Raw genomic sequence first — 25,864 nt, 5'->3', positions numbered from 1 at the left:
CTCATATGGCGCCGGAGTCCAAGACCAGCCCTGTCGCCTCCCTAGACTGCTCCCCATGAGGAGCCCGCATCCCGGCGGGCCCGATGCTTTGGGAGGAGCATGAATGCTGAGTTTCGAGCTGACCATCGACGGAAAGGCCCACGCCACCGGCGAGACCTTCGATGTGCTGAACCCCTCCACGGGTGAGGTCGCCGGACGCGCGCCGATTGCCGGCAAGGCGGAGCTGGACGCTGCCGTGGCCGCCGCCGAGCGAGCCTTCAAGACATGGTCGCAGACGCCCGAGGACGAGTTGAAGGCAGCCTGCGAAGCGGTCACGGCGAAGATCGCGGAGCATGCCGACGAGCTGGCGCAGATCATCACCGCCGAGCAGGGCAAGCCGCTCAACGGCCTGGGCTCACGCTGGGAAGTCGGCGGCGCGCAGGCCTGGGCGGGCTACACCGCCGGCCTCTCCCTGCCGATGAAGGTGCTTCAGGACAACAACGAGGGGCGCGTCGAGCTGCACCGCAAGCCCGTCGGCGTCGTCGGCTCGATCACGCCCTGGAACTTCCCGCTGATGATCGCGATCTGGCACGTCATCCCGGCGCTCCGGACCGGCAACACCGTCGTCATCAAGCCCTCGCCGCTCACGCCGCTGTCCACGCTCCGGCTGGTGCAGATCATGAACGAGGTGCTGCCCGCCGGCGTCGTCAACGTCGTCACGGGCGACGACGGGGCCGAGAACCTCGGCGGCCTGATGTCCGCCCATCCCGGCATCGCCAAGATCGTCTTCACCGGCTCGTGCGCCACCGGCCAGAAGGTCATGCGCTCCGCTGCGGAAACGATGAAGCGCCTGACGCTGGAACTCGGCGGCAACGATGCCGGCATCGTCTTGGCCGACGCCGACCCGGCGCAGATCGCCGAGGGCCTCTTCTGGGGCGGCTTCATCAACAACGGCCAGACCTGCGCCGCGATGAAGCGCCTCTACGTGCATGAGAGCATCCACGACGAGGTCTGCGCGGCCCTCGTGGAGTTCGCGAAGACGATCCCCGTGGGGGACGGGATGGACGAGGGCTCCATCCTCGGTCCGGTCCAGAACCGGATGCAGCACGAGAAGCTCTCCCGCCTCGTCGCCGAGGCCAGCGCGAAGGGAGACGTGCTGCTCGGCGGTGAGCCCGGCGAGGGCCTGTTCTTCCCGCCCACCCTCATCGCCGGGCTGCAGAACGGCGATTCCCTCGTGGACGAGGAGCAATTCGGCCCGGCCCTGCCGATCATCAAGTACAGCGACGTTGAGGACGCGATCGCGATGGCCAACGCCAATCCCGCCGGCCTCGGCGGCTCCGTCTGGTCGAGCGACATCGAGGCGGCCCGCAAGGTCGGCCAGCGCCTCGAATGCGGATCCGTCTGGATCAACAAGCATGGCATGGTCCAGCCGAACGCCCCCTTCGGCGGCATGAAGGCCTCCGGCATCGGCGTCGAGTTCGGCGAGGAAGGCCTCGAGGAATACACCAACATTCAAGTGCTGTTCAGCTGAACGGCTATAACAGGGAGACCGCAATGAGATTGAGATCACTTCTTGCCGGCAGCGCGGCGACGCTGCTGATCGGCGCGACCGGCGCCATCGCCCACCCGCTCGACGGCCTGTCGGGCGAGGAATACGGGCGGATCAACGAAATCCTCCGCGATGCCGAGATCGCCACGGACGAGACGCTCTATCCGCTGATCGAACTGATCGAGCCGGAGAAATCGGCTGTCCTCGACTGGGAAGAGGGCGACGACCTCGCCCGCCGCGCGATGGTCCACATGAGCGCCCCGGAGGGGGGCGACGGGTTCGTCGAGGCGACCGTGAACCTCACCACCGGCGAGGTGGAAAGCACCGAGCCCGTCACCGGCCAGCCGATGATCCTGTTCCAGGAATTCGTCTCGGCGATGGAAGGCGCGCTCTCGCATCCCGACATGGTGACCGGGCTCGAGTCGCGCGGCCTGACGCCCGAGGATGTCTTCTGCCTGCCGCTCACCGCCGGCAACTTCTTCACCGGCGAGGAGGACGGCAACCGCCTGATGAAGGTGCCGTGCTACCTCAACCCCGAGGGCTCCAACTTCTACGCCAAGCCCGTGGAAGGCCTCTTCGCCGTGGTCGACCTGAACACCGGCGAAGCGATCCGCGTCGTCGACGAGGGCAACGTGCCGATTCCGCAGGATCCCTGGGGGTACACCGAGGAGGAGATCGCCGAACGCATGGAGCTGCGCCCCGTCGGCAATCCCGCCAAGCTCTCCCAGGAGGGCGGGCCCAACTTCACCATGGACGGCAGTCAGGTGGAGTGGGACATGTGGCGCTTCCGCCACCGCATCGACAAGCGCCCCGGCCCGGTCCTGTCGCAGATCGAGGTGCGCGACGGCGACGAATGGCGCTCCGTGCTCTACCAGGCGCATCTCTCCGAGGTCTTCGTGCCCTACATGGACCCAACGTCGGGGATGTACTGGCGGACCTACATGGACAGCGGCGAATACGGCTTCGGCCTCTTCCTCACGCCCCTGACGCCGGGCGTCGATTGTCCCGAATACGCCACCTACATGCCGGCTCTCATCGCCGACGACATGGGCAACCCGCTGGAGATCCCGGACGCGATCTGCATCTTCGAGCGCAACATCGGCGACCCCGCCTGGCGGCATTACGAGGTCTTCGCCCAGACGCCGGACAACCCGGTCCCCGCCGAGGGGCGCCCGGCCACCGAGCTCGTCTATCGCACCGCCTCCGAGGTCGGGAACTACGACTACCTGATCGACTACCGCTTCGAGCAGAACGGCCAGATGCGGATCATGATCGGCGCCACCGGCCTCGACGCGGTCAAGGGCGTTGCCACGGAGCACCTGGACGACGAGACCGCTGCCGAGGATACCGAATGGGGCACCCTCATCGCTCCGAACCTCGTGGCCTCCAACCATGACCACTACTTCAACTTCCGCCTCGATTTCGACATCGACCAGCCGGTGAACGAGTTCGCCACGCTGGACATCGTGCCGGCCGAGCTTTCAGCGGACAGCCCGCGCCGCTCGATGTGGGAAGTGCAGAAGTCGGTCCCGGCCTCGGAAATGGAAGCGCGCTATCGCATCAGCGCGATGAACAAGCGCTACTTCACGATCTACAACAACGATCGCGAAGGCCCGCTGGGGCATATCCCGTCCTACATGATCCACCACGGCAGCATCGCCTACGGGCCGTACGACTTCCAGAACGATCCCCCGATGAAGCGCAACGCCTACATCGAGTACTCGGTCTGGAACACGGTCTATAACCCCGAGCAGCGCTATGCCGGCGGCAAGTTCGCCCTGCAAAGCGACGGCTCCGACACGCTGGCCGAGTGGGTGAAGGAGGACAAGCCGCTCGCGGGCGAGGATGTGGTGACGTGGTTCACCGCAGGCTTCCACCACATCCCGCGGCTGGAAGACTGGCCGGTGATGTCGACCGAGTGGAAGCAGGTCCACATCATCCCGAACAACTTCTTCTCGCTGAACCCCGCGATCAACACCCGCATGGACTGACGGAAGAAGCAGACCGGTGATCGAGGGCGCGCGGGAAACACCCGCGCGCCCTTTTTCCATTTCCGGGGCCTGCGCGCGCCCTGCGTCTTTTCTGGGAAATGCCCCCGCCGAAGGCGGTCCCGGACCGAAAGAGGGGCGCACCTGGGCCGGGCGACACGCCTCCGCGCTCTCGCACCCGCCCTTGACAGCATCCGCCCCGCCCACGTCTTCTCGGACAATCCGATGCAAGGGGATCCTCGACATGCCGGAGCCGTGGCACGGGCGCCTGCGACCGCTCTTCGAAAACGCCCCGTCCCTCGCCTTCTTCGCGCTGCTGCGACAGACCGGGGATCTTCGGGTCGCCGGCTGGTGCGGTGCCCTTCTCGCAGCAATCGTCTCGGCCGCCTACCTGTCGCGCCGGCTCCGGCCGCACCCGATCATCCTCGGGATCAACCTCTACCTTGCCCTGATCACGCCTCTCGCCGAAGGGATGCTGCTCCTCGGCCGGGACGCTCTGGCGGACAGCCTAGTCGCGCAGTCGCAATCCCTGGTCCTCGTTGCGATCTTCGGGGCGGGCCTTGTCCTGACATTGCGCAAGGGCGGCGGCTTCGTCGGCGTCCCCGGGCCGGACGCTCGCCGCGCATCGATGATCCTGCTCGCCGTCAGCCTCGCCGGAATCGTCTGGACCTTCACGGTCGAGGCGACGCGCTTCGTCGAGACCGGCCTGCCGATCCTCGCCCTCTTCGCCACCCGCCACGCCCTCATAGCGCGCGCGGGCGGGCAGAGCGGGCTCCATGCCCTCCCCCTCGCCCTTGGAGCGCACGGGCGGGAGCCGGAACCGGGGGCCTGACCCGTCAGATCGGTACGCTGCCCACGCTCGCACCGCCGCAGACATAGAGCGTCTGCCCCGTCACGAAGCCGTTCAGCGGATCACAGAAAAAGAGGAACGCGCGGGTCACGTCCTCCACGGTTCCGAGACGCCCCACCGGGATGCGGCGGGCCAGGTCGTCCTCCTGCTGGCTACCTTTCTCGACGATGCCCCAGAAGTTGTCCGTCAGGATCGGCCCCGGTGCGACCACGTTCACCGTGATCCCGTGCGGCGCCAGTTCGAGGGCCCATGTCCGCGCCATGCCGATCATACCGGCCTTGCTCGCGCCATAGGCCGTCCGCGTTGCAGCCCCGAGCGCAGCGCGGGAGGAGTTGAACATTACCCGTCCGAAGCTCCGCGCCTTCATTGCCGGCAGGAAGGCCTGCAGAAGCGTGAGCGCGGAGCCGAGGTGCAGTTGCGCAAGGCCGGTGATGTCGGACGGCTTCGCCTCCTCGACGAGGTTCGGCCAGATGACGCCGGCATTGTGGACGAGGTGCGTGACCTCGTGCCGGCTTGCGATGTCCGCCGCCGCGCGCTCCACCGCCTCGGGATCGAGTAGGTCGCATTCGACATGCTCCAGCCCGTCCATCTCCGTCTCCGGCGCATGGCGGGCGACGGAGATCACCTTGTAGCCCTGCTCCAGAAGCTGCTTCGCGAGATCGGCGCCGATCCCCTTGTTTCCGCCCGTTATGACGGCCGTGTACCCGGTCATGCGCGATCCTTCTCGATGAGCGCCAGTACCCTCAGGGGGCTTCCGGTGCCGTTCCTGATCTTGAGAGGTGCGGCCATGAGGACCGCGCCTGTCGGCGGCAGACGGTCCAGCCCCTTGAGGCATTGCAGACCGTACTTGCCGGCACCGTGGAGCGTGTGATGCGCCGGAAACGGCGGATCGTAATGGCTTCCCTGCCCGGCATCGGTGCCCACCGTCTCGGTGCCGAAGCCGCGGATGTTCCGCTCCTCGACGAGAAGGCGGATCGCGGCGGGGGTCGGCCCCGGCGAATGGGCGCCGTCCTCGCGCAGGTTGATGTAGGCCGCGCCCGTGCGCTTCGACCAGTCGGTGCGCATCAGGACCCAGGCATCCTCGGGGATGCGGCCGTGCGCGGCCTCCCACGCCTCGATCACTTCGGGGGTCAGCTCGTAATCCTCGTCACGTGCCGCCCCTTCCGAACAGTCGATCACGCAGACCGGCCCCACGAAGGCGGAGGGCGGGATCTCGTCCACGCTGCCATGGGGGACGTTGCGGCCGGAAATCCAGTGGGACGGCGCATCGAAATGGGTGCCGGTATGCTCGGACATGGAGATGTCGTGCCATTTCCACGACGGTCCGCGGTGATCGTAGGCGGAGACCTCCTCCATCCGGAACCGCGCGCATTGGCCGAATTCGGGTGGCAACACGATGACCGGAAAGTCGGGATCGAGGGTGTGGGTCAGGTCCACCACCTCGACATCGCCGCCGGAGAGGGCAAGCGCCAGGTCCTGAAGCACGCTCATGGGGCGCCTCCCGTCAGTTCTCGCTCGAGGACCTTGGGGGCCTGCCTCCAGCGGTCGCGCAGGTCGCGGGCGACGTCGCCGCAAAAGACCTCTTCGAGACCGTCCCGCAAGCCCTCGACCACCGAGCGGGCAATGGCGCCGCCGGTGACCTTGGGTGGCGGAACCGCCTGGTGCCAGTCGTCCTCGGTGGGACCGGCGAAGACGTTGAGGACCCTGAGCCCGCCCGGCCGAAGGTCCGCGCGGAGGGTCTGCGACAGCGACAGCGCCGCGGCATTCGCGGCCGAAAAGGTGCCGTAGGCGGGGTCGTTCGAGAGCGCGTGCGCCGACAGGATGTTGACCCAGGCGACGGCGCTGCGGACCCCGTCGCTGCCCCGTCCGCGCATCGCTGGCCCGAAGGCCTGCGCAAGCCGCATCAGGCCGAAATATGCGACCTCCATCTCCTGCCGCGCGAAGCCGGGATCGCCGCCGAGGAGCCCGCCCGGCCGCACGAAACGGGCATTGTTGATCAGGATGTCCGTCTTGCCGCCGATCTCGCCGGCCAGGGTCTCCACCGAGGCGGTGTCGGTCACGTCGAGCGGCAGAAGCGACACGCCCTCCATCGCCGCGAGCCGCTCCCGCCCCGGCCAGGGCCGCCAGCCTTCCGCCTCGCCCACCATGATCTCCGCCGCGCCGGCGGCCAGGAGCGCGCGGGCAAGTGCGGGCGCGGTGTCCTGACGGGCATCGGTGATGAGGATGCGCCGGTGCTTCGGGTCCGCCGTCAGCTCGCGGAGCTGGGGGTCGTCGGCCATGTTCGGGGTCTCCTCCATCGGCAGCGCCATCAGGACGCCCTGCCCGGCCCGGTCGAGCCGGCTGATCACCCGCACCCGCGCGCCCCGCTCGCAATCGCCGTGGACATGCACAACGATCGAGGGCCCGGCATCGAGCCGCACCGTGCCTGTCCTCCACGGCACACGGTCGCGGAAGTAGAGATTGGGCGAGGCGCGCACGAAGGTATCGGCCAGAAGAGTGCCAGCGGGATCGGTGTCCCGCCAGGGCAGGTCCACCGAGAGGCAGGCGTGGCAGGCATCGCGCGGCGGGTACTGGACGGCGCCGCACTCCGCGCAGTGCTGGAGCGCAAAGCGTCCCTCGGCGGCCGCGGCGGTCAGGCCCATCGCAGCGCGGCTGCGCGCCTCTGGCGGCAGGGCGGGGACGCGGAGCGGCGTCTGCGGGTTCTTCTTCGAAGGGCGCGAGAGGGGATCGCTCATGCGGCACCTCCGCCCAGAACCGCCGCGCCGGAGCACAGGCCGCGGTCGTAGTTGATCATCCCGAACCCCGAGACGAGGGCGCGCCGGGCGCCCGGAACCTGCGTCGGCCCCGCCTGCCCCGTCACCTGCCGGAGCGCCTCGACGAGGCCGATGAAGCCCCCTGCCGCGCCCGCCTGCCCTGCCGAGAGCTGCCCGCCGGAGGTGTTGTGCGGCAGATCGCCGGTCACGGTCAGGTCCCGCCCGCGCAGGAAGGCCGGCGCCTCGCCCTTGGCGCAGAAACCGAGATCCTCGAACTGCATCATCGAGATCACCGGGTAGTCGTCGTAGGTCTGGACGAGATCCATATCCTCCGGCGCCGCGCCCGCCATCTCCCAGAGCTCGCCCGCATCCATCGCCCAGCCCCCGCGGAGCTGCATCGGATCATCGGGGAATGCGTTGTGCCGCTCGATGGTGGCGGCGAGATGCGCATGGGGCAGCCCCCGGCGCTCCGCCTCCTCCTGCCGCATCACCAGAAGCCCCTCCGCTCCGGCGCAGGGCATCACGCAGTCGAAGAGCGCGATCGGATCGGCGATGGGGCGCGCGGCGAGATACTCCTCGAGGCTCAGCGGCTTTTGCATGATCGCCTGCGGGTAGCGCAGGGCGTTCTGCCGCTGCGCCACGCAGATCCGCCCGAAATCCTCGCGGGTCGCGCCGTAGTCCTGCATGTAGCGGTCCGTCAGCAGCGCGAACATCGCGTTCGGCCCGCCGTAGCCGTAGGGATAGGCCGCATCCATCGCGAAGCGGGAAAAGCTGGACAGGAGCTTGCGGAAGCTGTCGATCTGGTTGGTGTCCCCCGCGATGCAGGCGACGATATCGGCGTCCCCGGCCTGAACCGCCCGTGCCGCACGGCGCAGCGCCACGACGCCGCTCGCCCCGCCCATCGGGATGCTGTCGAGCCAGCGCGGGGTCAGCCCGAAATGCTGGGTGAGGCCGACGGGCGTGTCCGGAAACAACGTGAAGGAGGCGACCGAAAAACCGTCGATCTCCTCCTTGGCGAGGCCACCGGCATCCAGCGTCCCCTTCAGGGCGCGGGCGAGCCAGTGATGCGCCGTTTCGGTCGAATAGCGGACGTAAGGCACGCTGCAGGGCGCGGCGAGAACGACGCCGTCATAGGGCTGGCGCCTGCTCATGCCGTCTGTCGCTTCTTCAGGGCACGGGTATCGGCGGTGGCGGGATCGGCGAGCAGCTCGGCGGCGAGGGATTTCAGCGCCGCCCGCTGGATCTTGTTGGTCGCCGTCAGGGGCAGCTCCTTCACGAAGGCGATGTAGCCCGGCACCTTGTAATAGGCGATCCGCTCCAGCGCCCAGGCGACGATCTCCTCCGCCGGCGCCTCCGCTCCGCCCGCCGCCACGATGCACGCGAAGACCTCGTCGCCCCGCACCTCGTCCGGCACGGCGGCCACGCCGACCGCGTCGATGCCGGGGTGTCGCATCAGCACCGATTCCACCTCCACGGCGGCGATGTTCTCGCCTGAGCGGCGGATGACGTTCTTCTTGCGGTCGACGAAGACCATGTCCCCCGACGGCTCCTGGCGGACGATGTCCCCGGTGTGGAACCAGCCGCCCTCCCAGACCGAGGCGGTCTCCTCGGGGTTCTTCCAGTATGAGCTGAAGAAGCCGTGGCGGGGATCCGCGCCGGCGTGCCGCACCAGCAGTTCCCCCGGCGCGCCGGGATCGACCGGCGCTCCGCCCTCGCCCGCGATCAGCACCTCGAGGTCCGGGCCGGGGCGACCGAAACAGGCCTCCCCCACCCGGCGTGGCTCCCGGTTGGCCGCGATCACGGCGCCCGCTCCCGTTTCCGTCATCGCCCAGGCTTCCATCAGCGGAAAGCCGAAGCGCGCTTCGAACGGGGCATGCAGCTTGGGATCGACGCCCGCTCCGAAGCCGAAGCGCACCTTGTGGTCCCGGTCCCCTGGCCCCTCCGGCGCGCCCATCAGCATGGACGGCATGACGCCGAGATAATGCAGGCAGGTGGCCCCGCTCTCGCGCACCGAGGTCCACCAGCTCCGGGGGTGGAACCGGTCGAGCGCGATCAGGCAGCCTCCGACCGCGATCATCGCCATGAAGGAGTAGGCCATCGCGTTCATGTGAAAGATCGGCAGCGGCGTCAGCATCCGCTCGCCCGCCCCGTCCACGTCGCCGCGCAGCGCGCAGACCCCGCCGGCCTCGGAATACCATCGGCCTGCCTCGAGGAAGTACGTGTTGGGCAGGACGCAGCCCTTTGGCCGGCCCGTGGTGCCCGAGGTATAGAGCATCGCCGCCTCGCGATCCTCAGGGGCGCCGCCGGCGTCGAAGACAGGCTCACCGCGCGGCGCCGGCAGCGGCTCTCCCGGCGAGGTGACGCCGAACGGCACGCCAGCAGCCTCCCCCGCCGCACGCAGCTCTTCCGCGCGGGAGGGGACCGCGATGGCGAGCGCCGGCTCCGCATGGGCGGCCATGTATTCGAGCTCCGCCGCGCGCAGATCGGGGTTCACCGGCACCACGGAGAGCCCCAGCGCGTTCAGTGCCAGCCAGTAGAGGAAGAAGTCCGGGCGGTTCTCGAGAAGCAGCATCACCCGCTGCCCGGCCCGGTACCCCGCCGCCTCGAACGCCGCCCGCAGATCGCCGGTCCGCTCCGCCGCGGTGCGATACGTCATCTCCCCCGGCGCGATCCCGTAGATCCCGGCCGTCTCCGGCAGAACCTGCATTATGGGCCGCTCCGGCCACCGACGCGCCGCCGCCCCAAATGCCGCCGAGACGCTCTTTTCCTCGACGGGCCTCATGGCAGAAGCTGGATATTGCCGAAGGGCGCGTCGCAGTTCAGAAGGTCCACCCGCTTGCGCTCGATCCTGAGCGCGCCGTCTTCCAGAACGAGATGGTGCTGTGCGGTACAGGCGAGCATGAACTGCTCGTCCATCCGCGTCTCGACGTAGTGCATCTGCGTCTTGGTGACGTACCGCCCGGCCTCGTGATCCATCTCGTCCACGAAGGGGCGCTGGATCACGTGATGGCAGCGGCTCTTGGGCTTCTGGCTGAAGGTGCGGGCGCCGTTCAGCCGGTCGACCCGGAGGCGGAGCATGAACTGGTCCTCGTACATCAGGGAGGTCTCGTGGATCGGATCCTCCTGCCTGTAGTCGAGCGGCATCCAGTAGATCCCGTCCTTGCACCAGAGCTTGAGCCACTCGTCGAACCGGCTCTCGTCCAGCATCCGGACCTCCTCGTAGAGAAAGTCGATCAGATCGTCCTTCGTGATGCTGCTCATTCCGCGGCCTCCAGGGCTTCGGGCATGCTGGCCGTCATGAACTTCACCCAGGCGTGGAACTGGTTTCGCATCTGCCTTTCGGTGGTGCCGTTCTCGACCGCTTCCTCCTCGAAGTCCTCGCCTTCCTCGAAGAGGCGCTGGATGTTCACCCATTCGAGCCCGTCGGCGACGAGACCCTCCTGCGCGCGCTCGTACATCTCGAGATCGTCGTGGCCGACGATGGAGGTCGGCGCGTTGATCATGCGGTTGTACATCGCCGTGCGCGCCACCAGCTCGTCCGGGGCATCGACGAGGCGGAAGATCCAGCTCTCGACCAGCGTCTTGTCCGGGCCGAGCGGGATGAAGTTCCGCAGCTGCTGGATCGGCCCCTTGATCATGATGTTGGGGAAGTAGACCGTGTTGTGCCGGTTCTCGCCGAGGATCTCCTTCGCCCGCTCCTCTCCGTAGGCCTCCGTCATCTGCTCGAAATAGCCCGGGATCTCCGAGTAGTCCGAGTGGATGGAGTGGTGCACGCCGGTATGACCATGGCCGTTCGGCCAGGTGCGGATGCCCATCTCCTCGAAGAATTCGTAGGAGCTCATGAAGGGGGCGATGATCTGCATCGCTGGGGGCTTGGGCGAGCCCTCCGGCATGTCCATCTCCTCCCAGATCTGCACAGCGGTCCCGGCCGAGCTTTCGTGCGCTACCATCGGGTGGCAGGTATCCGTCTGGTTCTCGACCAGCATCTTCCAGTTGCAGCGATGCATGTAGCGCAAGGGCTGCCCGGCGACTTCGAGGCGCCCGGCGGGGGAGCGGTCCACCATGTTGTCGAGGGAGGAGAGGCTGTCGCCGAAGAACTCCTCGAACGAAATCCCCTCATCGGCGAGCCGCGCGAAGACGAAGCCGCGGTAGGTGTGAACGGCGCCGACCGCCTTCATGCCCTTCGCGCTTTCGGTCTGATCGAGACCGGTCCCGTTGTACCCCTTCTTCAGCGGGATCGCGAGAAGGCAGCCATCGGTCTTGAAGGACCAGGCATGGTAGGGGCAGCGGAAGAACTTGCCGGTGTTTCCCTGCCGGTCGATGGCGATCTTGGTCCCCTTGTGGGGGCACCGGTTGTAGAGAACCTTCACCTCGCCGTCCGAGTGGCGCACCATGATGACGGGCTGATCGCCGATCTGGGTGGTGTAGTAATCGCCCTTGTTCGGCACCTGGCTGTCATGGCCGACCCAGACCCAGGTATTCGCGAAGAGATGATCCATCTCGAGGCGGAAGACGTCGGGATCGATATAGACGTCCCTGTGCACCTGATAGGGCGTGACGAGCCCTTCGACGGCGCTGCGGGTGGTGTAGCGTGTCATCGTGCGGTCCTCCTCATAGGTCCAGTTTCAGGCGGGCGGACCTGGCGCGGCTCACGCAGATCTGCATGACCTTGCCCCCGGCGCGCTCCTCCTCCGACAGAACGACGTCCCGGTGATCCGGCTCGCCTTCCAGAACGTCGGTCTGGCAGATGCCGCAATCGCCGCGCTGGCAATCGTAGATCAGGTCCTCGCCATCCTCTTCCAGCACGTCGATGATGCTGCGACCGGGCGGAATGGTGTAGACCTTGCCGCTGGAGGCGATCTCGACCTCGAAGGCCGTGTCGCCCTCCTGATCCGCAGGCGCGTCGAACAGCTCGAAATGGATGCGCCCGGACGGCAGTCCGGCGGCTTCGGCGGCGGAGCGGGCGGCCTCGATCATCGGCTTGGGACCGCAAACGTAGAGATGCGCGCCCTCCTCGGCCCCCTCGACAAGGCCGGAAAGGTCCAGCGGCCCGCCCGCCTCGTCGTCGAAATGAAGCGAGACGCGGTCACCGTGGAGCTCGGCGAGCCGGCCCGTGAATGCGGCGGCGCTCCGGTCCCGCATGGCGTAGTGCAGGCTGTACGGGCGGCCGGCGGACTTGAGCGCCGCAGCCATGGAGATCATGGGCGTGATCCCGATACCGCCAGCGATCAGCAGCGACGGCGCATCGTCCGTCGCGAGCGGAAAGTCGTTCTTCGGAGCGTCGGCGGTGACGGTGTCGCCCTCACCCAGACCATGCATGTAGGACGAGCCGCCGGTGCTCTCTTCCTCGAGGCGAATCCCGAAGCGATAGCTCTTCGGTGCCGCGCAGTCCCCCTCGAAATCGATGAGGCTGTAGGATCGCGTGGTGCCGTCGGGCAGGTGAAATTCCATGTGGGCGCCGGCCTCGTAAGGGGGCAACGCGTCGCCGCCCGCAGAGACGAGAACAACCGAGCGGATACGCTCCGCGGGCGCTTCGATGCTCTCCACTTTCAGATCGATAGACGTCATCTCGCCTCCCGTTGCGACTGCTTCGTGGGCACTTCCGACTGGAAGCATGAAATATCATGCAATGATCCGTCAAGGTTCAAGCATGAAAAGATGCAAAAACATGTTTTCCTTGTCAGATCCGAAATCCGTCGCTTACGCTTGGGCAAAATATCGCAACAGGGAGCGAACGAAATGAACCGAATCATGAGCCACCTGACCCTGGGCGCCATTGCGCTCGCGGCCCTCACCGGAAGCGCTGCGGCGCAGGAAACCACCCTGCGTCTGTCGAACTGGCTGCCCAGTTCCCATGCCATCGTGAAGGACATCGTGATGCCCTGGGCCGAGCAGGTCGAGGAGGCGACGGACGGCCGCGTGGCGGTTCAGATCCTCGATGCCCCGCTCGGGCCCCCGCCCGCGCATTTCGACCTCGCCGCGACCGGTGCGTCTGATCTAACCTTCGGCGTTCACGGCTACACGCCGGGCCGGTTCGCCCTCACCGACATCGCCGAACTGCCGTTCCTCACGCCGAGCGCCGAGGCGCTGTCCGTCGGCCTCTGGCGGCTGCACGAGGACATGCTCGCCGAGCAGAACGAGCATGCCGGGGTCAAGGTTCTCGGGCTCTGGGGCCACGGGCCGGGCCATCTGTTCACCACCGGTGGCGACGTGACCCCGCTGTCCGAACTGGACGGGTCCAAGGTCCGCGTCGCGGGCGCCGTGACCAACCAGCTCGCGACGGAGATGGGCATGGTCCCGCTTCAGGCGCCCTCCCCGCAGACCTACGAAGTCCTGTCGGGCGGCGTCGCGGACAGCATCTTCTTCCCCTACGAGTCGATCCTGTTCTTCAACCTCGGCTCGCTGATCGAGAAGGGCTTCCGGGTGCCCGGCGGGCTCTACAACGTGTCGTTCTTCTTCGTGATGAACGAAGGCAAGTGGAACAGCCTGTCCGAGGAGGATCGGGCCGCCATCGACAGCGTCTCGGGCGAGGCTCTGGCACGGATGGCCGGTCAGGCCTGGGATGCGGTGGACGCAGAGGGGCTCGCGGCGCTCGAGGGCACCGTGGAGTTCCACGACGCCACGGACGAGGAGATGGAGGAGATCCGCGCCGAGGCACAGGCGATCTACGACACCGTCCGCGAGAAGGTCGAGGCCAAGGGCGTGGACTTCGACGCCGCCCTCCAGATGCTCGAAGACGAGACCGCCAAGGTCGCGGCCGAATGAGCCTGTCCGAACCTGACGCAGGGCGCCGCGCGCGCGCCCTGCGCTCCAACTTCCGCCGCATCACTGCCGTCCTGACCGGGGTGATGCTGCTTGCGCTGACCGGCGTGACCCTCGTCGACGTGCTCGGCCGCTACTTCTTCTCGAGCCCCCTTCCGGGCGCGACCGAGATGACCGAACTTCTCGTGATGGCGGTGGTCTTCGCCGGACTGCCCGCGATCTGCCTCGATGACGGGCACATCACGGTGGACCTCTTCACCGCCAATCTCGGGGGACGGGCCGCCGCGATCCAGACCGCCGCCGCCCGCCTCGTCGGTGCCGTCATTCTCGCGCTCGTGGCGTGGCAGCTCTGGGAGCATGGCAGCCGCCTTGCCTCCTACGGCGAAACGACGATCTACCTGCGCTTCCCGCTCGGCCCGGTGGCCAAGGCCGCGAGTGTGCTTTGCGCCGCGTCGGCGCTCCTTCTTCTCGCCATGACCCTGCTGCGCCTGCCCAAGGGCACCTCCGAGGACATCTGACATGGATTGGCCGATCGGACTGGTCCTCCTTCTGGGCCTCATCTTCCTGGGCGTGCCCATCGCCTTCGCCCTCTCCGCCATCGGACTGATCGGGGTGATCTCCATCATCGGGCTCGACCCCGCACTCGCGATGTTCGGGCAGGTCTATTTCGACAGCGGCCGGAGCTACACGCTCTCCGTCGTGCCGCTGTTCCTCCTGATGGGCAACTTCGTGGTGCAGTCCGGGATCGCGGGGGAGCTCTACGACGCCGCGAATGCCTGGCTGAGGCACCGCAAGGGCGGGCTTGCCATGGCGACCATCGTGGCCTGCGGCGGCTTCTCGTCGGTCTGTGGCTCCTCGCTCGCCACCACGGCGACGATGGGCCGGATCAGCCTGCCGGCGATGCGGCGCTACGGCTACTCGGACCGGCTCGCCGCCGCCTCCGTCGCCGCCGGGGGCACGCTCGGCATCCTGATCCCGCCCTCGGTGATCCTCGTGATCTACGGGATCCTGACGCAGCAGGACATCGGCAAGCTCTTTCTCGCGGGGCTCATCCCCGGCCTGATCGGGATCCTGTTCTACATGGGCGCGGTGCGCCTTTCGCTCCTGATCCACCGCGAAAGCATCGAGACGATGCCGAAGCTCTCCTTCGTCGAGCGCCTGAAGGCGACGCGCGGCGTGGCCGGCGCGCTCATCCTCTTCGTCTGGGTGCTGGGCGGGATCTACCTGGAGGTGTTCACGGCGACGGAGGCGGCCGGCATGGGCGCCGGCGGCGCGATCCTGATCACGGCCCTGCGCGGTCAGCTCACGTGGAAGGTCACGCTCGCCACCCTCTTCGATACCGCCAAGACCACTGCCGTCATGTTCTTCATCCTGTTCGGTGCGCTCTATTTCCTGAACTACGTGAACCTCTCGGGCCTGACGACGGACCTCAGGGGCTGGATCATGGGGATGGATGTGGGGCGGATCGGCGTCATCCTGATGCTGATCGTGCTGTTCCTGGTGCTCGGCTGTCTTCTGGAAAGCCTGTCGATGATCCTGCTGACGGTGCCGGTCCTCTACCCGATCGTGGCCGATCTGGGGTTCGACCTGATCTGGTTCGGCGTCTTCGTCGTCGTGGCGACGGAGCTGAGCTACATCACGTCGCCCATCGGGATGAACGTCTTCGTCATGCGGATCGTGGCGCCGGACATCCCGCTCCAGCGGGTCTTCGCGGGGGTGCTGCCCTTCGTCTTCGTTGACATCCTGCGGCTCCTGCTGCTCATTGCGGTCCCCGCCCTTGTGCTGTTCGTGCCGAACTCGATGTAGATGGACCATCCTGACCAGACCGACTCTTTCGAAGAGGCCGCCGGCGAGCGGCCTTTTCTGTCGAATTACCTGCTGTTCCTTCTTGCCTCCACGAGTGCGTCGGCGAGCGAGGAATTCCATGCGACCGTCCGCGCGCACGGGCTGCGCGTGCCGGAATGGCGCGTGCTCGCTTGCCTGCACGAGGAGGACGGCCAGATGGTCACACGGCTGGCGCCGCTCGCGCTGGCGGAGCAGTCCCGCCTGACCCGCATCATCATGCAGATGGACGCCCGCGGCCTCGTCGAGCGGCGGAGCGACCCCGAGGATCGCCGCCGCGTCCGCATTTATCTGACCGCCGAGGGACGCGCCCTCGCCGATGACATGATCGCCCGCGCCCGCGACCACGAGGCGGAGCTTCTGAGCGTCCTGCCCGCCGGCAAGGGAGAAGAACTGCGCCAGCTCCTCAAGGAGGTTCACGCAAAGCTCACGGCCAGGGACTGACCCGCACCCCCGGAAAGGACAAGGGCCCGGCCGCGCAACCGCGGCCGGGCCCTCCTTGCGGAAACTCCAGGCGGGATCAGTCAGCGTCAGCACCGCGTGCGATGGTGTCGAGCGGGACGCGGGTGAACTGCACGTCTTCCTTGTTCGTCGCGTAGGCCACGTAGAGATCGTCGTTCCAGACGTAGCTCTTGGTGTAGCTGTACGAGGGGCGCTTGTACTGCCCCTCGTAGCGCAGGTCCTGCATGTCGGACGCGCTGCGCAGCAGATAGGCCTCGTCGAAGAGCTCGCCGTCGGCGCTCGTGACCACCGCCAGCGGCATCCGCGCCTTTGTGCCGGTGGGGTTTCCGGCCATGTAGGCGGTCCCGTCCGGCAGGTTTCCGGCGCTCTGCTTGGTGCGGCTGTCGGGCATTTCCGTCTCGACCGGCAGGCTCCACGTCTCGCCCTCGTCGGAGGACAGGGACGCGAGCTTCAGGAAGGTATTGCCCTGATCGCGGAAGATCATCACGACGTCGCCGTCCTCCTGCACGAACCAGCTCGGCTCCAGTTCCCGCGTGATGTCGCCCTCATGCGGCAGGTTCTCCATCTCGCCGACGGTCCAGCCCGAAACGCCGAGGGGATCGTCGGTGAAGATCGGCTTGGCGGTAAGTCCGGGCTGAAGATGCGCGGAGTTGACGATCCGGCCGCTCTCGAGCGCGGTCGGATCCTGCTCGAAGATCCCTTCGAGGGGCGTGCCGTCGGCCATCGTGACCGGCTGCGGTTTGCTCCAGGTGCGGCCGTCGGTGCTGGTCATGTACTCGACATGTCCGCCCCGAGGGGACACTGCGTCCGGCCAGACATTGAGATACGCGACCAGCGTCTCTCCATCGGTCCACCAGCCGCCGTTGGAGGTGTAGCCCTCGTTCCAGGGCGCGGTGAGTTGAACCGGCTCGCTCCAGGTCTCGCCATCCGCGCTGCGGCTGTAGACGACGACGGTCTCGGTGGCATCCTCGTCCATCTCCGAACTCTGCCACTGCATGTAGAGTTCGTCCCCGAAGCCGATGAGAACCGAGCCGTGGTTGAACTTCCAGTCCTCGTCTCCCGGCTCGAACACGGTGATGGTCTCCGCGCCCTCCGCCGGCTCGAGACCGAGCGTATCCGTGTCCTCGAACTCGAATAGCCCGTCAGCGACGTCGAACGGCATGTCCTGTGCGAGGGCCGCGCCGGCACCGAGGGCACAGATCGCGGCAGCGGCCGTCATGGTTCTTGCGACGGATGTCATGGTGATCTCCTCCAGTTTCCCTAAGGGGAGGAGATAGTAGTCGGACAACTTATTCAACAACTGATCCGATCAGATGGCGGACAACCGCCGGAAGAGTCGCGCGGGACGCCGGGTGGCCTGTCAGCCTCGGGACCCAGGCGGCACTCCCCGCTCCGGATCCCGACGTGGCGTCAGAGCATCCCCGCCGCGCGTGGCAGCCAGAGCGACAGCGCCGGGAAGAATGTCAACAGCATCAGCATGAAGATCAGGAGCGCCATGAAGAACCACGTCTCCCGGATCATCTCTCCGAGCGGAATGCCGTTCAGCGCCTTGATGATGAACAGCAGGATCCCGTAGGGCGGCGTGATCAGGCCGATCATCATGTTGAAGACGAGGACCACGCCGAGGTGGTGCAGGTCGATCCCCATCGCGGCGGCGGTCGGAATGAACAGCGGCGTGACGACGAGCATGATGGTCGAAACGTCCAGCACGCAGCCCATCAGCAGGTACAGCAGGTTCATCAGCAGCAGGAACTGCCAGGTTTCCATTTCGACGGACTGGAACAGGGAGAAGACCGCCTGCGGCACCTGCTCGACGGTGACGACATAGTTGAAGATGAACGCGCCGCACAGGACGATGGTGACGACGCAGGTCGTCTGCACCGTGTCCCGCACCACGCCCATCAGTTCGCGGAATCCGAGCACCCGGTAGGCGAAGGACGCAAGGAGAAGGGCGTAGAAGGCGGAGACGGCCGCGGCCTCGGTCGGCGTGAAGGCGCCCGAGTAGATGCCGCCGAGAAGGATCACCGGCATCAGGAGCGCCGGGAAGGCCCGGACGATGATCAGCGGGATCGCCTTGAGCGCGGTCGGCGCCTCGACGGGGAAACCGCGCACCTTGGCCATGATGGCGACGGCGACGCCGAGAATGACGCAGAAGAGAAGCGCCGGCACGACGCCGCCGAGGAAGAGAGCGCCGACGGAGGTCGAGGAGATGAGGGCGTAGAACACCATCGGGATCGACGGCGGGAAGATCGGGCCGACCACGGCGGAGGCCGCCGTCATGGCGCCGGCGAAGCCGCGGGGGTAGCGGTTCTCCCGCATCATCATGTCCGTGATGATCTTGCCGACGCCCGCGGCATCGGAGATCGCCGAGCCGCTCATGCCGGAGAAGATGAGGGAGGTCAGGATGTTGACCTGGGCCAGACCGCCCGGAAGGCGGCCGACCATGGCGAGCGCGAAGTTCAGAAGCCGGTCCGAGATCTTGCCCGCGTTCATGATGTTTGCGGCGAAGATGAAGAGCGGCACCGCCAGCGCGACGAAATTGCCGAAGACACCGTTGAGCACGTTCTCCGCGGCCAGTCCGACGTCGCGGCCGGCCATGGCGAGGTAGAACACGCTGGAGACGATCATCGCCAGCCCGAAGGGCAGGCCCGTGATCGTGATGCCCACCATGATGACGAGCATGATGAGCAAGGCGTTATCGGCCAGGAACTCCATTGGGTGGTCTCCGGATCAGATTTCGTGGCGCCAGTGCGGGCCGAACAGCCGCACGAGCCGGTACACCGCCTGGATGGTGAAGCCCACGAGGAAGAGGATGTAACAGCCGTAGATGAGGTTCATCGGGATCCGGAGAACCGAACTGTCCCGCCGCGCCATGAAGGACAGGTAGTCCCACGTGTAGGGCACGAGCAGCACGAACGCCGCGATGGCGGCGGCCAGCGAGATCATCGAGAAAATGCGTTTCGTGCGCTCGGACACGATATCGTAGACCACGTCGAAGGAGACGTGTTCGCGGACCGGAACGGTGAACGCGGCGGCCCAGAACACCGTCCAGATGAACGCGATCATCACGAACTCTTCCGTCCAGAGGAGCGGACTGTTCAGCGCGTAACGATAGAACACCTGGATGATGAATCCGCAGAAGGCGGAGAGGAACAGGACGATCCCCACCGCATCTGCGAAAAACTTGGCCCGCGCCCCCCAGACGTGGAGGGCGCGGCGCCCGTCCGTGGCCGCCGCGTCCGTCACCGATCAGTCCTCGGAGCCGGGGGCCAGCTCGTTGATCCGCTCGACCCAGCCCTCGGGCCAGTCGTTCGAGCGGTCGCTGTCCATGTAGACCTGCTGGACGTGGGTGCGGAAGGCGTCCACGTCGGGCTCGGTGATGGTCAGCCCCTCATCCTCGAAGAAGCCGACGAGACGCTCCTCCTCGCTGAGACGCTGCTCGTTGTTCCACTCGCAGGCGGCATCGCCGGCCTCTTCGACAGCGGCCTGCTGTTCCTCGCTGAGGTCGTTCCACACCTCGTTGGAGATCACGAGGTTGATCGCGTCGACGAGGTGGCCCGTCATCGTGATCTGATCGGTCACCTCGTAGAACTTCGCGGCCTCGACGGTCGGAAGCGGATTGTCCTGCGCGTCGATCGTGCCGGTCTGAAGACCGAGATAGACCTCGCCGAACGGCAGCGGCGTCGGGTTGGCGCCCAGCGCCTGCCCCATGAACAGCCACGCATCGGAGCTCGGCATCCGCAGCTTCACGCCGGCCAGATCCTCCGGCGTCTCGATGTCCCGCGCGTTGCGCAGGTTGAGCTGGCGCGTGCCGAGGTAGCACTGGGACAGCAGCTGCATGTTCATCTCGTCGGAGACGGTGCTGCGGACCTCTTGGCCGATCTCGCTGTCCATCACCGCGGCGTAGTGGTCGGGGCTCTGGAACAGGTAGGGCGACGTGAAGAGGCCGTATTGCGGCATCCGGTCGGCGATGAGCTGGAACGACAGGTAGGTCAGCTCGGCATTGCCGCGCTCGACGGCATCAACGTCGGCGCCCTGCCCGAAGAGCGAGCCCGAATCGTAGATCTGCACGTCGAACGCACCGGGCATCGCGGCCTCGAGGTTCGACTTGAACTCGCCGAGAGCGCGGGTGTGGATGTCGCTCGGCACGCTCGGCACCGAAATCTTCAGCTCGACGGCGTCCTGCGCGGTGGCGGCGCCCGTCAGAGCGGTGGTGCCGACGAGTGCGGCAGCGGCAAAAGTCCTGATCATGTAAAACCTCCCTGGGGTCTTCTGAAGCACAACCCGACCATGCAGCGGGCCATGTCTGAAAGCGAGGATGACATTGCAAGACACGGGAAATGATGTAAAGAGTGATTGTATCAGTTATACACTCACTTGATCAGCCAGTGAGCCGACGGCATGGGAGCCCCCGACATGATTGACCAGACGGACCTGCGGGGCGTGATCGCTGCCTGCATCACGCCGGTGACCGAAGACTACCGGATCGACGTGGCCCGTCTGGGAGCCCACGCCGCGTCCATGCTGGACGGCGGTTGCAGCTTCGTGTCCCTCTTCGGGACCACGGGCGAAGGCGCGTCGTTCTCCTCCGAGGAGAAGCTTGCAGCCCTGTCGGAACTGCGCGATGCGGGCCATGACATGGGCCGGCACGTGGCCGGCGTCATCGCCTCCTCGATCGACGAGGCCGCCAAGATGGTCGCCGGCGTCGCCGCGCTCGGCTGCCGGGCCGCCCTCGTCCTGCCGCCCTTCTACTATGCCCCCGCAAGCGTCGAGGCCGTCGCCGATTTCTACCGGGCGGTCATCGAGCGGGCCGGCTCGCCCGAGCTGGACATCGTTCTCTACAACATTCCCGCCTTCAGCGGCGTGCGCCTCACTCCCGATCACGTGGCGGCGATCCAGGGTGTCCTCGGCGGGCGCGGGGCCGGCCTGAAGGATTCCACGGGCGAGCTGGACAACACGCTCGCGATCGTACGGGGCTTTCCGGACCTCTCCGTCTTCACCGGTGATGACCGGATCCTGCCGGACGTCATCGCCGAGGGGGGCGCGGGCCTCATCGGCGGAACGCCGAACCTCTTCCCCGAAACCGCCCTCAAGCTCGCCTCGCCCTCTCCCGAAGCCGCTGATCGGGCCCTCGCAGCCCGCCGCATCGAGGCGATCGACGGCAATGGCGGCCTGACGGTCATCAAGAGTGTCCTCGCCCACATGAAGGGTGACGACGCCTACGTCCGGGTGGTACCACCGCTCGCAGCCACACAAGCGGACACGCTGGCATCCCTGCTCGGCGCCCTGACCGCATCCCCGGAGGAAGTGCCCGTCGAATGAGTTCACCGTCAGCCCCTCTGCGCGGCAGGACCGGCCCGCCCGGCACCAGCAGCGTCCGCACTGCGGGGTACCAGCGCTTTCTCGATGCCCTGAGGACCGGCGAGCTCAAGCCCGGTCAGATGGTGTCGCAGAAGGCGCTGTCGGAGAATCTCGATCTCTCGGTCGGGACGCTGCGGGAGCTTCTGCCGCGTCTCGAATCCGAGGGGCTCATCAAGGTCCTGAACCAGCGCGGGATCCTGATTCCGGCGATCGACCTGACGATGATCCGGGAGACCTTCCAGCTGCGCATGGCGCTGGAGCGCGAAGCCGCCGCGCAGGCCGCCGCCGACATGCCGCAGGAAGCGCTGGACGTCCATCGCGCCAGCCACGAGGCGATGATGGCGGCGATGCGGGAATCTCCGACGGAGGCAACGCTCGCCGAGGCGGAAGAGATCGACGCCGCGTTCCACGACGCCCTCATGGACGCGACGGGGAACGCTCTGCTGATCCGCACCTACGAGATGAACACGACGCGGATGCGGCTGATCAAGCTCTACCGCCACGCCCTCTCCGCGGCGTACATGCTCGATGCCTTCACCGATCACCTGGCCATCATCGACGCCGTCGGCTCGCGCGACCGGGCCGCCGCCATGGCCGCGATGGAGAGCCATATCCAGAGCGCCCGGAGCCGGGCCGTTCACCTCTGACGTCAGTAGGTCCATGTCCGACGCCCTCTCCGCGCTCCGCGCGATCCGCCTCAGATGCGAGTCTCTCAACCCGACGCTCGGCCTGAACGGCGCCCGCCCCCGCTTCACATGGTCCCTCGGCGGGAAGGCCCTCGGGCAAGGTGCCTGCCGCCTCCTCATCGGCGAGGATCGGGACGCCGTCGCCTCCGGCCGGGCCGATCTGTGGGACAGCGGACGCCGCGAAACGTCCGGTCTCGGCGCCTCGTATGACGGGCCGCCCCTGCCCTCGGACAGGCATCTGTGGTGGAGCGTGCAGCTTTGGGACGAGGTGGGCCGCCCCGCCCCGGTCCCCGATCCGGCCGAGCTCTTCACCGGGCTCTTCGCGGAGGATTGGCAAGCCGAGTGGATCGCCCGTTCCTTCGTCCCCGCCGCAGGCCGCCCGGTGCCGCAGGATGACGCGTACGACAACCGCTTCCAGGCCCGTCCCGCCGATTACCTGCGCCGCGAGCTGCGCCTTCCGGAGGCTCCGGTCCGCGCCACGGCCTACACGACGGCGCTCGGCCTCTACGAGCTCCACGTCAACGGCACGCGCATCGGCTCCGACGTCCTCGCCCCCGGCTGGACCGACTACCACACCCGGGTCGAGTACCAGGTCCACGACGTGACCGGGCACCTGCGCGCGGGCGGGAACGCCCTGGGCGCGATCCTCGGCGAGGGTTGGTACAGCGGCCGGGTCGGCCACAACCAGCGCCGTGCCGGCAACCATTACGGCGGTCGGCCGGCGTTTCTCTGCCAGATCCACCTGCATTACGCGGACGGGAGCCGGGAGGTCCTGAGCAGTGACGACGGCTGGACCTGCGCTCGCGGCCCGATCCTCTACAGCGACTTCCTCGCCGGCGAAGCCTTCGATGCCCGGAAAGAGATGCCCGGCTGGTCGGCTCCCGGATACGACGACGCCGACTGGCAGCCCGTCGAGACCGGTGACCCCGAACCCCGCGCACCGGAGCTTAACGCCGCCCGCGCACAGCCCGTCCGCGAGGTCGAGCGGCTGGGGACGACAGAGCTCGCCCCTTACGGATCCGAACGCATCTACGATCTCGGCCAGAACATCGCCGGCTATTGCGAACTTAAGGTCACGGCCGAGCCCGGCACCCGCATCCGCCTCCGCCATGCCGAGCGCCTGACGGAAACCGGCGCGCTCTATACCGAGAACCTGCGCTACGCGGTTTCCGAGGATGTCTATATCGCCAGGGGCGGCGGCGAAGAGGTCTATACCCCCCGCTTCACCTTCCACGGTTTCCAGTATGTCGGCCTTGCGGTCGAGAGCGGCGCCCTGCTGTCCGAGCCTGTCCTCACCGGCATCGCGCTGCAGACGGACATGCCCCGCACCGGCCAGATCGACACCGGCAACGAGCTTCTGAACAAGCTCCTGTCCAACATCTTCTGGAGCCAGCGGGACAACTTCATCGCCGTTCCCACCGATTGTCCGCAGCGGGACGAGCGGTATGGCTGGACGGCGGATGCGCAGGTCTTCTGGCGGACCGCCGGCTTCAACATGGACACGACGGCCTTTGCGACGAAGTACATCGAGGACCTGATCGACGGTCAGTCCCCCGAAGGCGCCTTCCCGGATGTCGCCCCGACGAAGCCGCTCAATCCCTACCGTCTGACACCGCAGCCGGGCGCGCCGGGCTGGGGGGACGGGCCGATCATCATCGCGTGGCACGATTATCTCAGGACGGGCCGGACGGACCTTCTACAGCGCGCCTGGGAGCCGTTCGTTGCGTGGATGGACTATATCGAGGCCGCCAACCCGGACGGCGTCCGCCTGAACAGGGTGAACAACAACTACGGCGACTGGCTGAATGTAGGCCCCCGCAGTGATCCCGCCCTCGTCGCGAGCGCCTACTGGGTCCACATCGCGGACCTGATGGGTAAGATCGCGGGCGTGCTCGGCCGCGACAGGACGCGCTGGCACCGGCTCGCCGCCCGCCTTCGCGCTGCGTTTCGTGGCGCCTTCGCGGATGGCGAGGGTCGCCTTTCGGGAGACACGCAGACCGCCTACCTCCTCGCGCTCGACTTCGACCTTCTCGAGGACCGGTCCCCCGCCGTCGCCCGCCTCGGTCAGCTCTTCGAGGAGGCGGACTGGCATCTGCAGACCGGCTTCCTCGGCGTGCGCCATGTCTGCCCGGTCGTCGCGGACGAGCTCTCTGAGCGCCGCGCGGTGGATCTGCTCCTCAAGGAGAGCTTTCCCTCCTGGGGCTTCTCGATCCGTCACGGCGCCACGACGACGTGGGAACGCTGGGATGGCTGGACGCCCGAGCGCGGTTTCCAGAGCGCCAGCATGAACTCGTTCAACCACTACTCCTTCGGCTCGGTCGGGGAGTGGATCTGGTCCCGCCTCGCCGGCATCGACTGGGACGAGGCGGCGCCGGGGTTCGCGTCCATCCGGATGCGCCCGATCTTCGACGAGCGTATCGGCCATCTCGCCGCCGGCTACGACGCGCCCTCCGGCAGGATCGAAAGCGCCTGGCAGATCGACGGCGAAACGGGGCGGTGGACCGTCTCGATACCGCCGGGGGCGACGGCCGAGGTGACCCTGCCCCGCACCGCAACCGATCCGGTCCTCGCGGGAGCGCCGCTGCAGTCCGCCCCTCTCGGCCCCGGCGCGCATGTGATCGAGTTCGGTTACAGGGCGGACGAAGACTAGGCGGAGCGAGGGGCAGGCCCGCGCTTGGTCTCGTTGCGATCCATGAGGGCGACCGGCGGCCCCGTCAGATCCCCCGGAAGATCTTCGATTCGCCGATGGTTTTCTCCAGCGCGGAGATCCGATCGGCGCTGCTGTCCGAAAGCCGGCTCTGCACCTCGGCGATCAGCGCCTCGACGAGCAGGTTGATGGCGAGCGTCGAATCCCAGCTCGACGGCACCTCGATCGCGGCGCGGAAGCAGACCGAGGCATGCGGTTCGATGGGCGAGCCCCAGACATCGGTGAAGAGCACGATGCTCACGCCCTGCTCGACCGCAAAGCCGGCGAGCTTCTCCAGTTCCTTCTCGTACCGGCGGATATCGAAGATCACGAGCGCGGAATGGGGGCCCATGTCGAGCAGCGATTGGGGCCAGACGCTCGGGGAGCTGTCCATCAGGAAGACGCGCGGGCGAATGATCTGGAGGTGATTGAAGAGGTAATGCGCGTTGGAGCGGGTGATCCGCCCGCCCATGATATGCAGCTCGCGGGCGGTGTCGGACAGGATTTGCGCCGCGCGGTCGAACTCCGTCAGGTCCAGCCGCTCCAGCGTGCGGTTGATGTTGGCGGTGGCGCTGGCGACGAAGCGGGAGACGATGTGATCGCGCGGTGCGTCCGGCGAGGCCGGTTCCAGCTTGGCGAGCGGCTCCTTGATGCGCGCCGCGATGTCCTCCCGGATAGCGTCCTGAAGGTCGCCGAACCCGTCGAAGCCGAGCTTGCGCGCAAGGCGGATGACGGTCGGCGTCGAGACCTGTGCGCTGTCCGCCAGCCGGGTGATGGATTGAAGGCCGGCGACCATGGCGCCGTCGATCAGAACGGCCGTGAGCTTCCGCTCGGACGCCGTCAGATCGACCTCCTTCTCCTTCAGAAGATCGCGGACCAGGGGGCGTTTGACCAAGGGTGGCGTTCCTTCCGCTACAGCCGCTTCTTCGATGTACCCAAGGATACA

Annotated in this window: 23 protein-coding genes; 10 read left to right on the top strand and 13 right to left on the bottom strand. The window is 67.2% G+C overall.

Going from position 1 to position 25,864, the window contains the following annotated elements; translation table 11 throughout:
* The first annotated feature begins 103 nt into the window (after positions 1-103).
* The 3 genes from RM543_RS16280 (at position 104) to RM543_RS16270 (ending at position 4,348) form a co-directional block, all read left to right on the top strand.
* Positions 104-1,510 (top strand): aldehyde dehydrogenase family protein, encoded by a 1,407-nt coding sequence (locus RM543_RS16280; RefSeq protein WP_311693552.1) that lies wholly within the window; start codon positions 104-106, stop codon positions 1,508-1,510.
* Positions 1,511-1,533: 23 nt separating this feature from the next.
* A complete protein-coding gene (locus RM543_RS16275) occupies positions 1,534-3,519 on the top strand; it encodes a copper amine oxidase (protein WP_311693550.1) in 1,986 nt (661 codons plus the stop codon).
* 241 nt (positions 3,520-3,760) lie between these two features.
* Positions 3,761-4,348: a hypothetical protein gene (locus tag RM543_RS16270; RefSeq protein ID WP_311693548.1), complete on the top strand. Its 588-nt coding sequence runs from the start codon at positions 3,761-3,763 to the stop codon at positions 4,346-4,348.
* 4 nt (positions 4,349-4,352) lie between these two features.
* Here RM543_RS16270 and RM543_RS16265 read toward each other — a convergent pair whose 3' ends face one another.
* From RM543_RS16265 to RM543_RS16230, 8 genes are all read right to left on the bottom strand, one after another.
* Positions 4,353-5,078 (bottom strand): SDR family NAD(P)-dependent oxidoreductase, encoded by a 726-nt coding sequence (locus RM543_RS16265; protein WP_311693545.1) that lies wholly within the window; start codon positions 5,076-5,078, stop codon positions 4,353-4,355.
* Positions 5,075-5,857 (bottom strand): cyclase family protein, encoded by a 783-nt coding sequence (locus tag RM543_RS16260; protein ID WP_311693543.1) that lies wholly within the window; start codon positions 5,855-5,857, stop codon positions 5,075-5,077. The genes RM543_RS16265 and RM543_RS16260 overlap by 4 nt, the downstream gene beginning before the upstream one ends.
* Positions 5,854-7,101, bottom strand: coding sequence for an SDR family NAD(P)-dependent oxidoreductase (locus tag RM543_RS16255; RefSeq protein WP_311693541.1), 1,248 nt, complete (start codon positions 7,099-7,101; stop codon positions 5,854-5,856). Before RM543_RS16255 ends, RM543_RS16260 begins: the two co-directional genes overlap by 4 nt.
* Complete coding sequence (locus RM543_RS16250; protein WP_311693539.1) at positions 7,098-8,270, bottom strand: thiolase family protein; 1,173 nt, start codon at positions 8,268-8,270, stop codon at positions 7,098-7,100. The genes RM543_RS16255 and RM543_RS16250 overlap by 4 nt, the downstream gene beginning before the upstream one ends.
* Complete coding sequence (locus RM543_RS16245) at positions 8,267-9,826, bottom strand: AMP-binding protein (RefSeq protein ID WP_432280473.1); 1,560 nt, start codon at positions 9,824-9,826, stop codon at positions 8,267-8,269. The genes RM543_RS16250 and RM543_RS16245 overlap by 4 nt, the downstream gene beginning before the upstream one ends.
* A gap of 71 nt (positions 9,827-9,897) precedes the next feature.
* Complete coding sequence (locus tag RM543_RS16240) at positions 9,898-10,380, bottom strand: aromatic-ring-hydroxylating dioxygenase subunit beta (protein WP_311693535.1); 483 nt, start codon at positions 10,378-10,380, stop codon at positions 9,898-9,900.
* Positions 10,377-11,717, bottom strand: a complete 1,341-nt coding sequence (locus RM543_RS16235; RefSeq protein WP_311693533.1) for an aromatic ring-hydroxylating dioxygenase subunit alpha — start codon at positions 11,715-11,717, stop codon at positions 10,377-10,379. The genes RM543_RS16240 and RM543_RS16235 overlap by 4 nt, the downstream gene beginning before the upstream one ends.
* Before the next feature lie 13 nt (positions 11,718-11,730).
* Complete coding sequence (locus RM543_RS16230; RefSeq protein ID WP_311693531.1) at positions 11,731-12,687, bottom strand: PDR/VanB family oxidoreductase; 957 nt, start codon at positions 12,685-12,687, stop codon at positions 11,731-11,733.
* Positions 12,688-12,870: 183 nt separating this feature from the next.
* On the opposite strand from RM543_RS16230, the gene RM543_RS16225 reads away from it, so the two are divergent.
* The 4 genes from RM543_RS16225 to RM543_RS16210 are packed head-to-tail and all read left to right on the top strand — an operon-like array spanning position 12,871 to position 16,167.
* On the top strand, positions 12,871-13,884 hold the full coding sequence (locus RM543_RS16225; RefSeq protein WP_311693529.1) for a TRAP transporter substrate-binding protein: 1,014 nt from the start codon (positions 12,871-12,873) through the stop codon (positions 13,882-13,884).
* Entirely contained in the window at positions 13,881-14,399 is a 519-nt protein-coding gene (locus RM543_RS16220) for a TRAP transporter small permease (protein WP_311693527.1), read from the top strand. Before RM543_RS16225 ends, RM543_RS16220 begins: the two co-directional genes overlap by 4 nt.
* 1 nt (position 14,400) lies before the next feature.
* Positions 14,401-15,687, top strand: coding sequence for a TRAP transporter large permease (locus RM543_RS16215; protein ID WP_311693525.1), 1,287 nt, complete (start codon positions 14,401-14,403; stop codon positions 15,685-15,687).
* Positions 15,688-16,167 (top strand): MarR family winged helix-turn-helix transcriptional regulator, encoded by a 480-nt coding sequence (locus RM543_RS16210; protein ID WP_311693523.1) that lies wholly within the window; start codon positions 15,688-15,690, stop codon positions 16,165-16,167. It abuts the gene before it with no gap.
* A 76-nt stretch (positions 16,168-16,243) separates the two neighbouring features.
* Here the strand turns inward: RM543_RS16210 and RM543_RS16205 are convergent, their stop codons facing one another.
* The 4 genes from RM543_RS16205 to RM543_RS16190 all read right to left on the bottom strand — a co-directional run bounded on the left by RM543_RS16205 (position 16,244) and on the right by RM543_RS16190 (position 20,436).
* Positions 16,244-17,425 (bottom strand): sialidase family protein, encoded by a 1,182-nt coding sequence (locus RM543_RS16205; RefSeq protein WP_311693521.1) that lies wholly within the window; start codon positions 17,423-17,425, stop codon positions 16,244-16,246.
* Between the two features lie 170 nt (positions 17,426-17,595).
* Complete coding sequence (locus RM543_RS16200; RefSeq protein ID WP_311693519.1) at positions 17,596-18,900, bottom strand: TRAP transporter large permease; 1,305 nt, start codon at positions 18,898-18,900, stop codon at positions 17,596-17,598.
* A 15-nt stretch (positions 18,901-18,915) separates the two neighbouring features.
* Positions 18,916-19,431, bottom strand: coding sequence for a TRAP transporter small permease (locus RM543_RS16195; protein WP_311693517.1), 516 nt, complete (start codon positions 19,429-19,431; stop codon positions 18,916-18,918).
* Between the two features lie 3 nt (positions 19,432-19,434).
* A complete protein-coding gene (locus tag RM543_RS16190; protein ID WP_311693515.1) occupies positions 19,435-20,436 on the bottom strand; it encodes a sialic acid TRAP transporter substrate-binding protein SiaP in 1,002 nt (333 codons plus the stop codon).
* Positions 20,437-20,601: 165 nt separating this feature from the next.
* Between RM543_RS16190 and RM543_RS16185 the strand changes: the two genes are divergently transcribed.
* Genes RM543_RS16185 through RM543_RS16175 form a run of 3 tightly spaced genes read left to right on the top strand, consistent with a single transcriptional unit; the run spans position 20,602 to position 24,882 of the window.
* Complete coding sequence (locus RM543_RS16185) at positions 20,602-21,507, top strand: dihydrodipicolinate synthase family protein (RefSeq protein ID WP_311693513.1); 906 nt, start codon at positions 20,602-20,604, stop codon at positions 21,505-21,507.
* A complete protein-coding gene (locus RM543_RS16180; protein WP_311693511.1) occupies positions 21,504-22,193 on the top strand; it encodes a GntR family transcriptional regulator in 690 nt (229 codons plus the stop codon). Before RM543_RS16185 ends, RM543_RS16180 begins: the two co-directional genes overlap by 4 nt.
* Positions 22,194-22,206: 13 nt before the next feature.
* Complete coding sequence (locus RM543_RS16175; RefSeq protein ID WP_311693509.1) at positions 22,207-24,882, top strand: family 78 glycoside hydrolase catalytic domain; 2,676 nt, start codon at positions 22,207-22,209, stop codon at positions 24,880-24,882.
* A gap of 64 nt (positions 24,883-24,946) precedes the next feature.
* Here the strand turns inward: RM543_RS16175 and RM543_RS16170 are convergent, their stop codons facing one another.
* Positions 24,947-25,813 carry a MurR/RpiR family transcriptional regulator gene (locus RM543_RS16170; protein WP_311693506.1) on the bottom strand — a complete coding sequence of 289 codons (867 nt, stop codon included), beginning with the start codon at positions 25,811-25,813 and terminating at the stop codon, positions 24,947-24,949.
* Between the last annotated feature and the right edge of the window lie 51 nt (positions 25,814-25,864).

This window comes from Tropicimonas omnivorans (genome assembly GCF_031846565.1).
GTDB lineage: Bacteria > Pseudomonadota > Alphaproteobacteria > Rhodobacterales > Rhodobacteraceae > Tropicimonas_B > Tropicimonas_B omnivorans.
The sequence above is the reverse complement of the archived record's forward strand: the minus strand, read 5'-3'. Positions and strand labels throughout refer to the sequence as shown.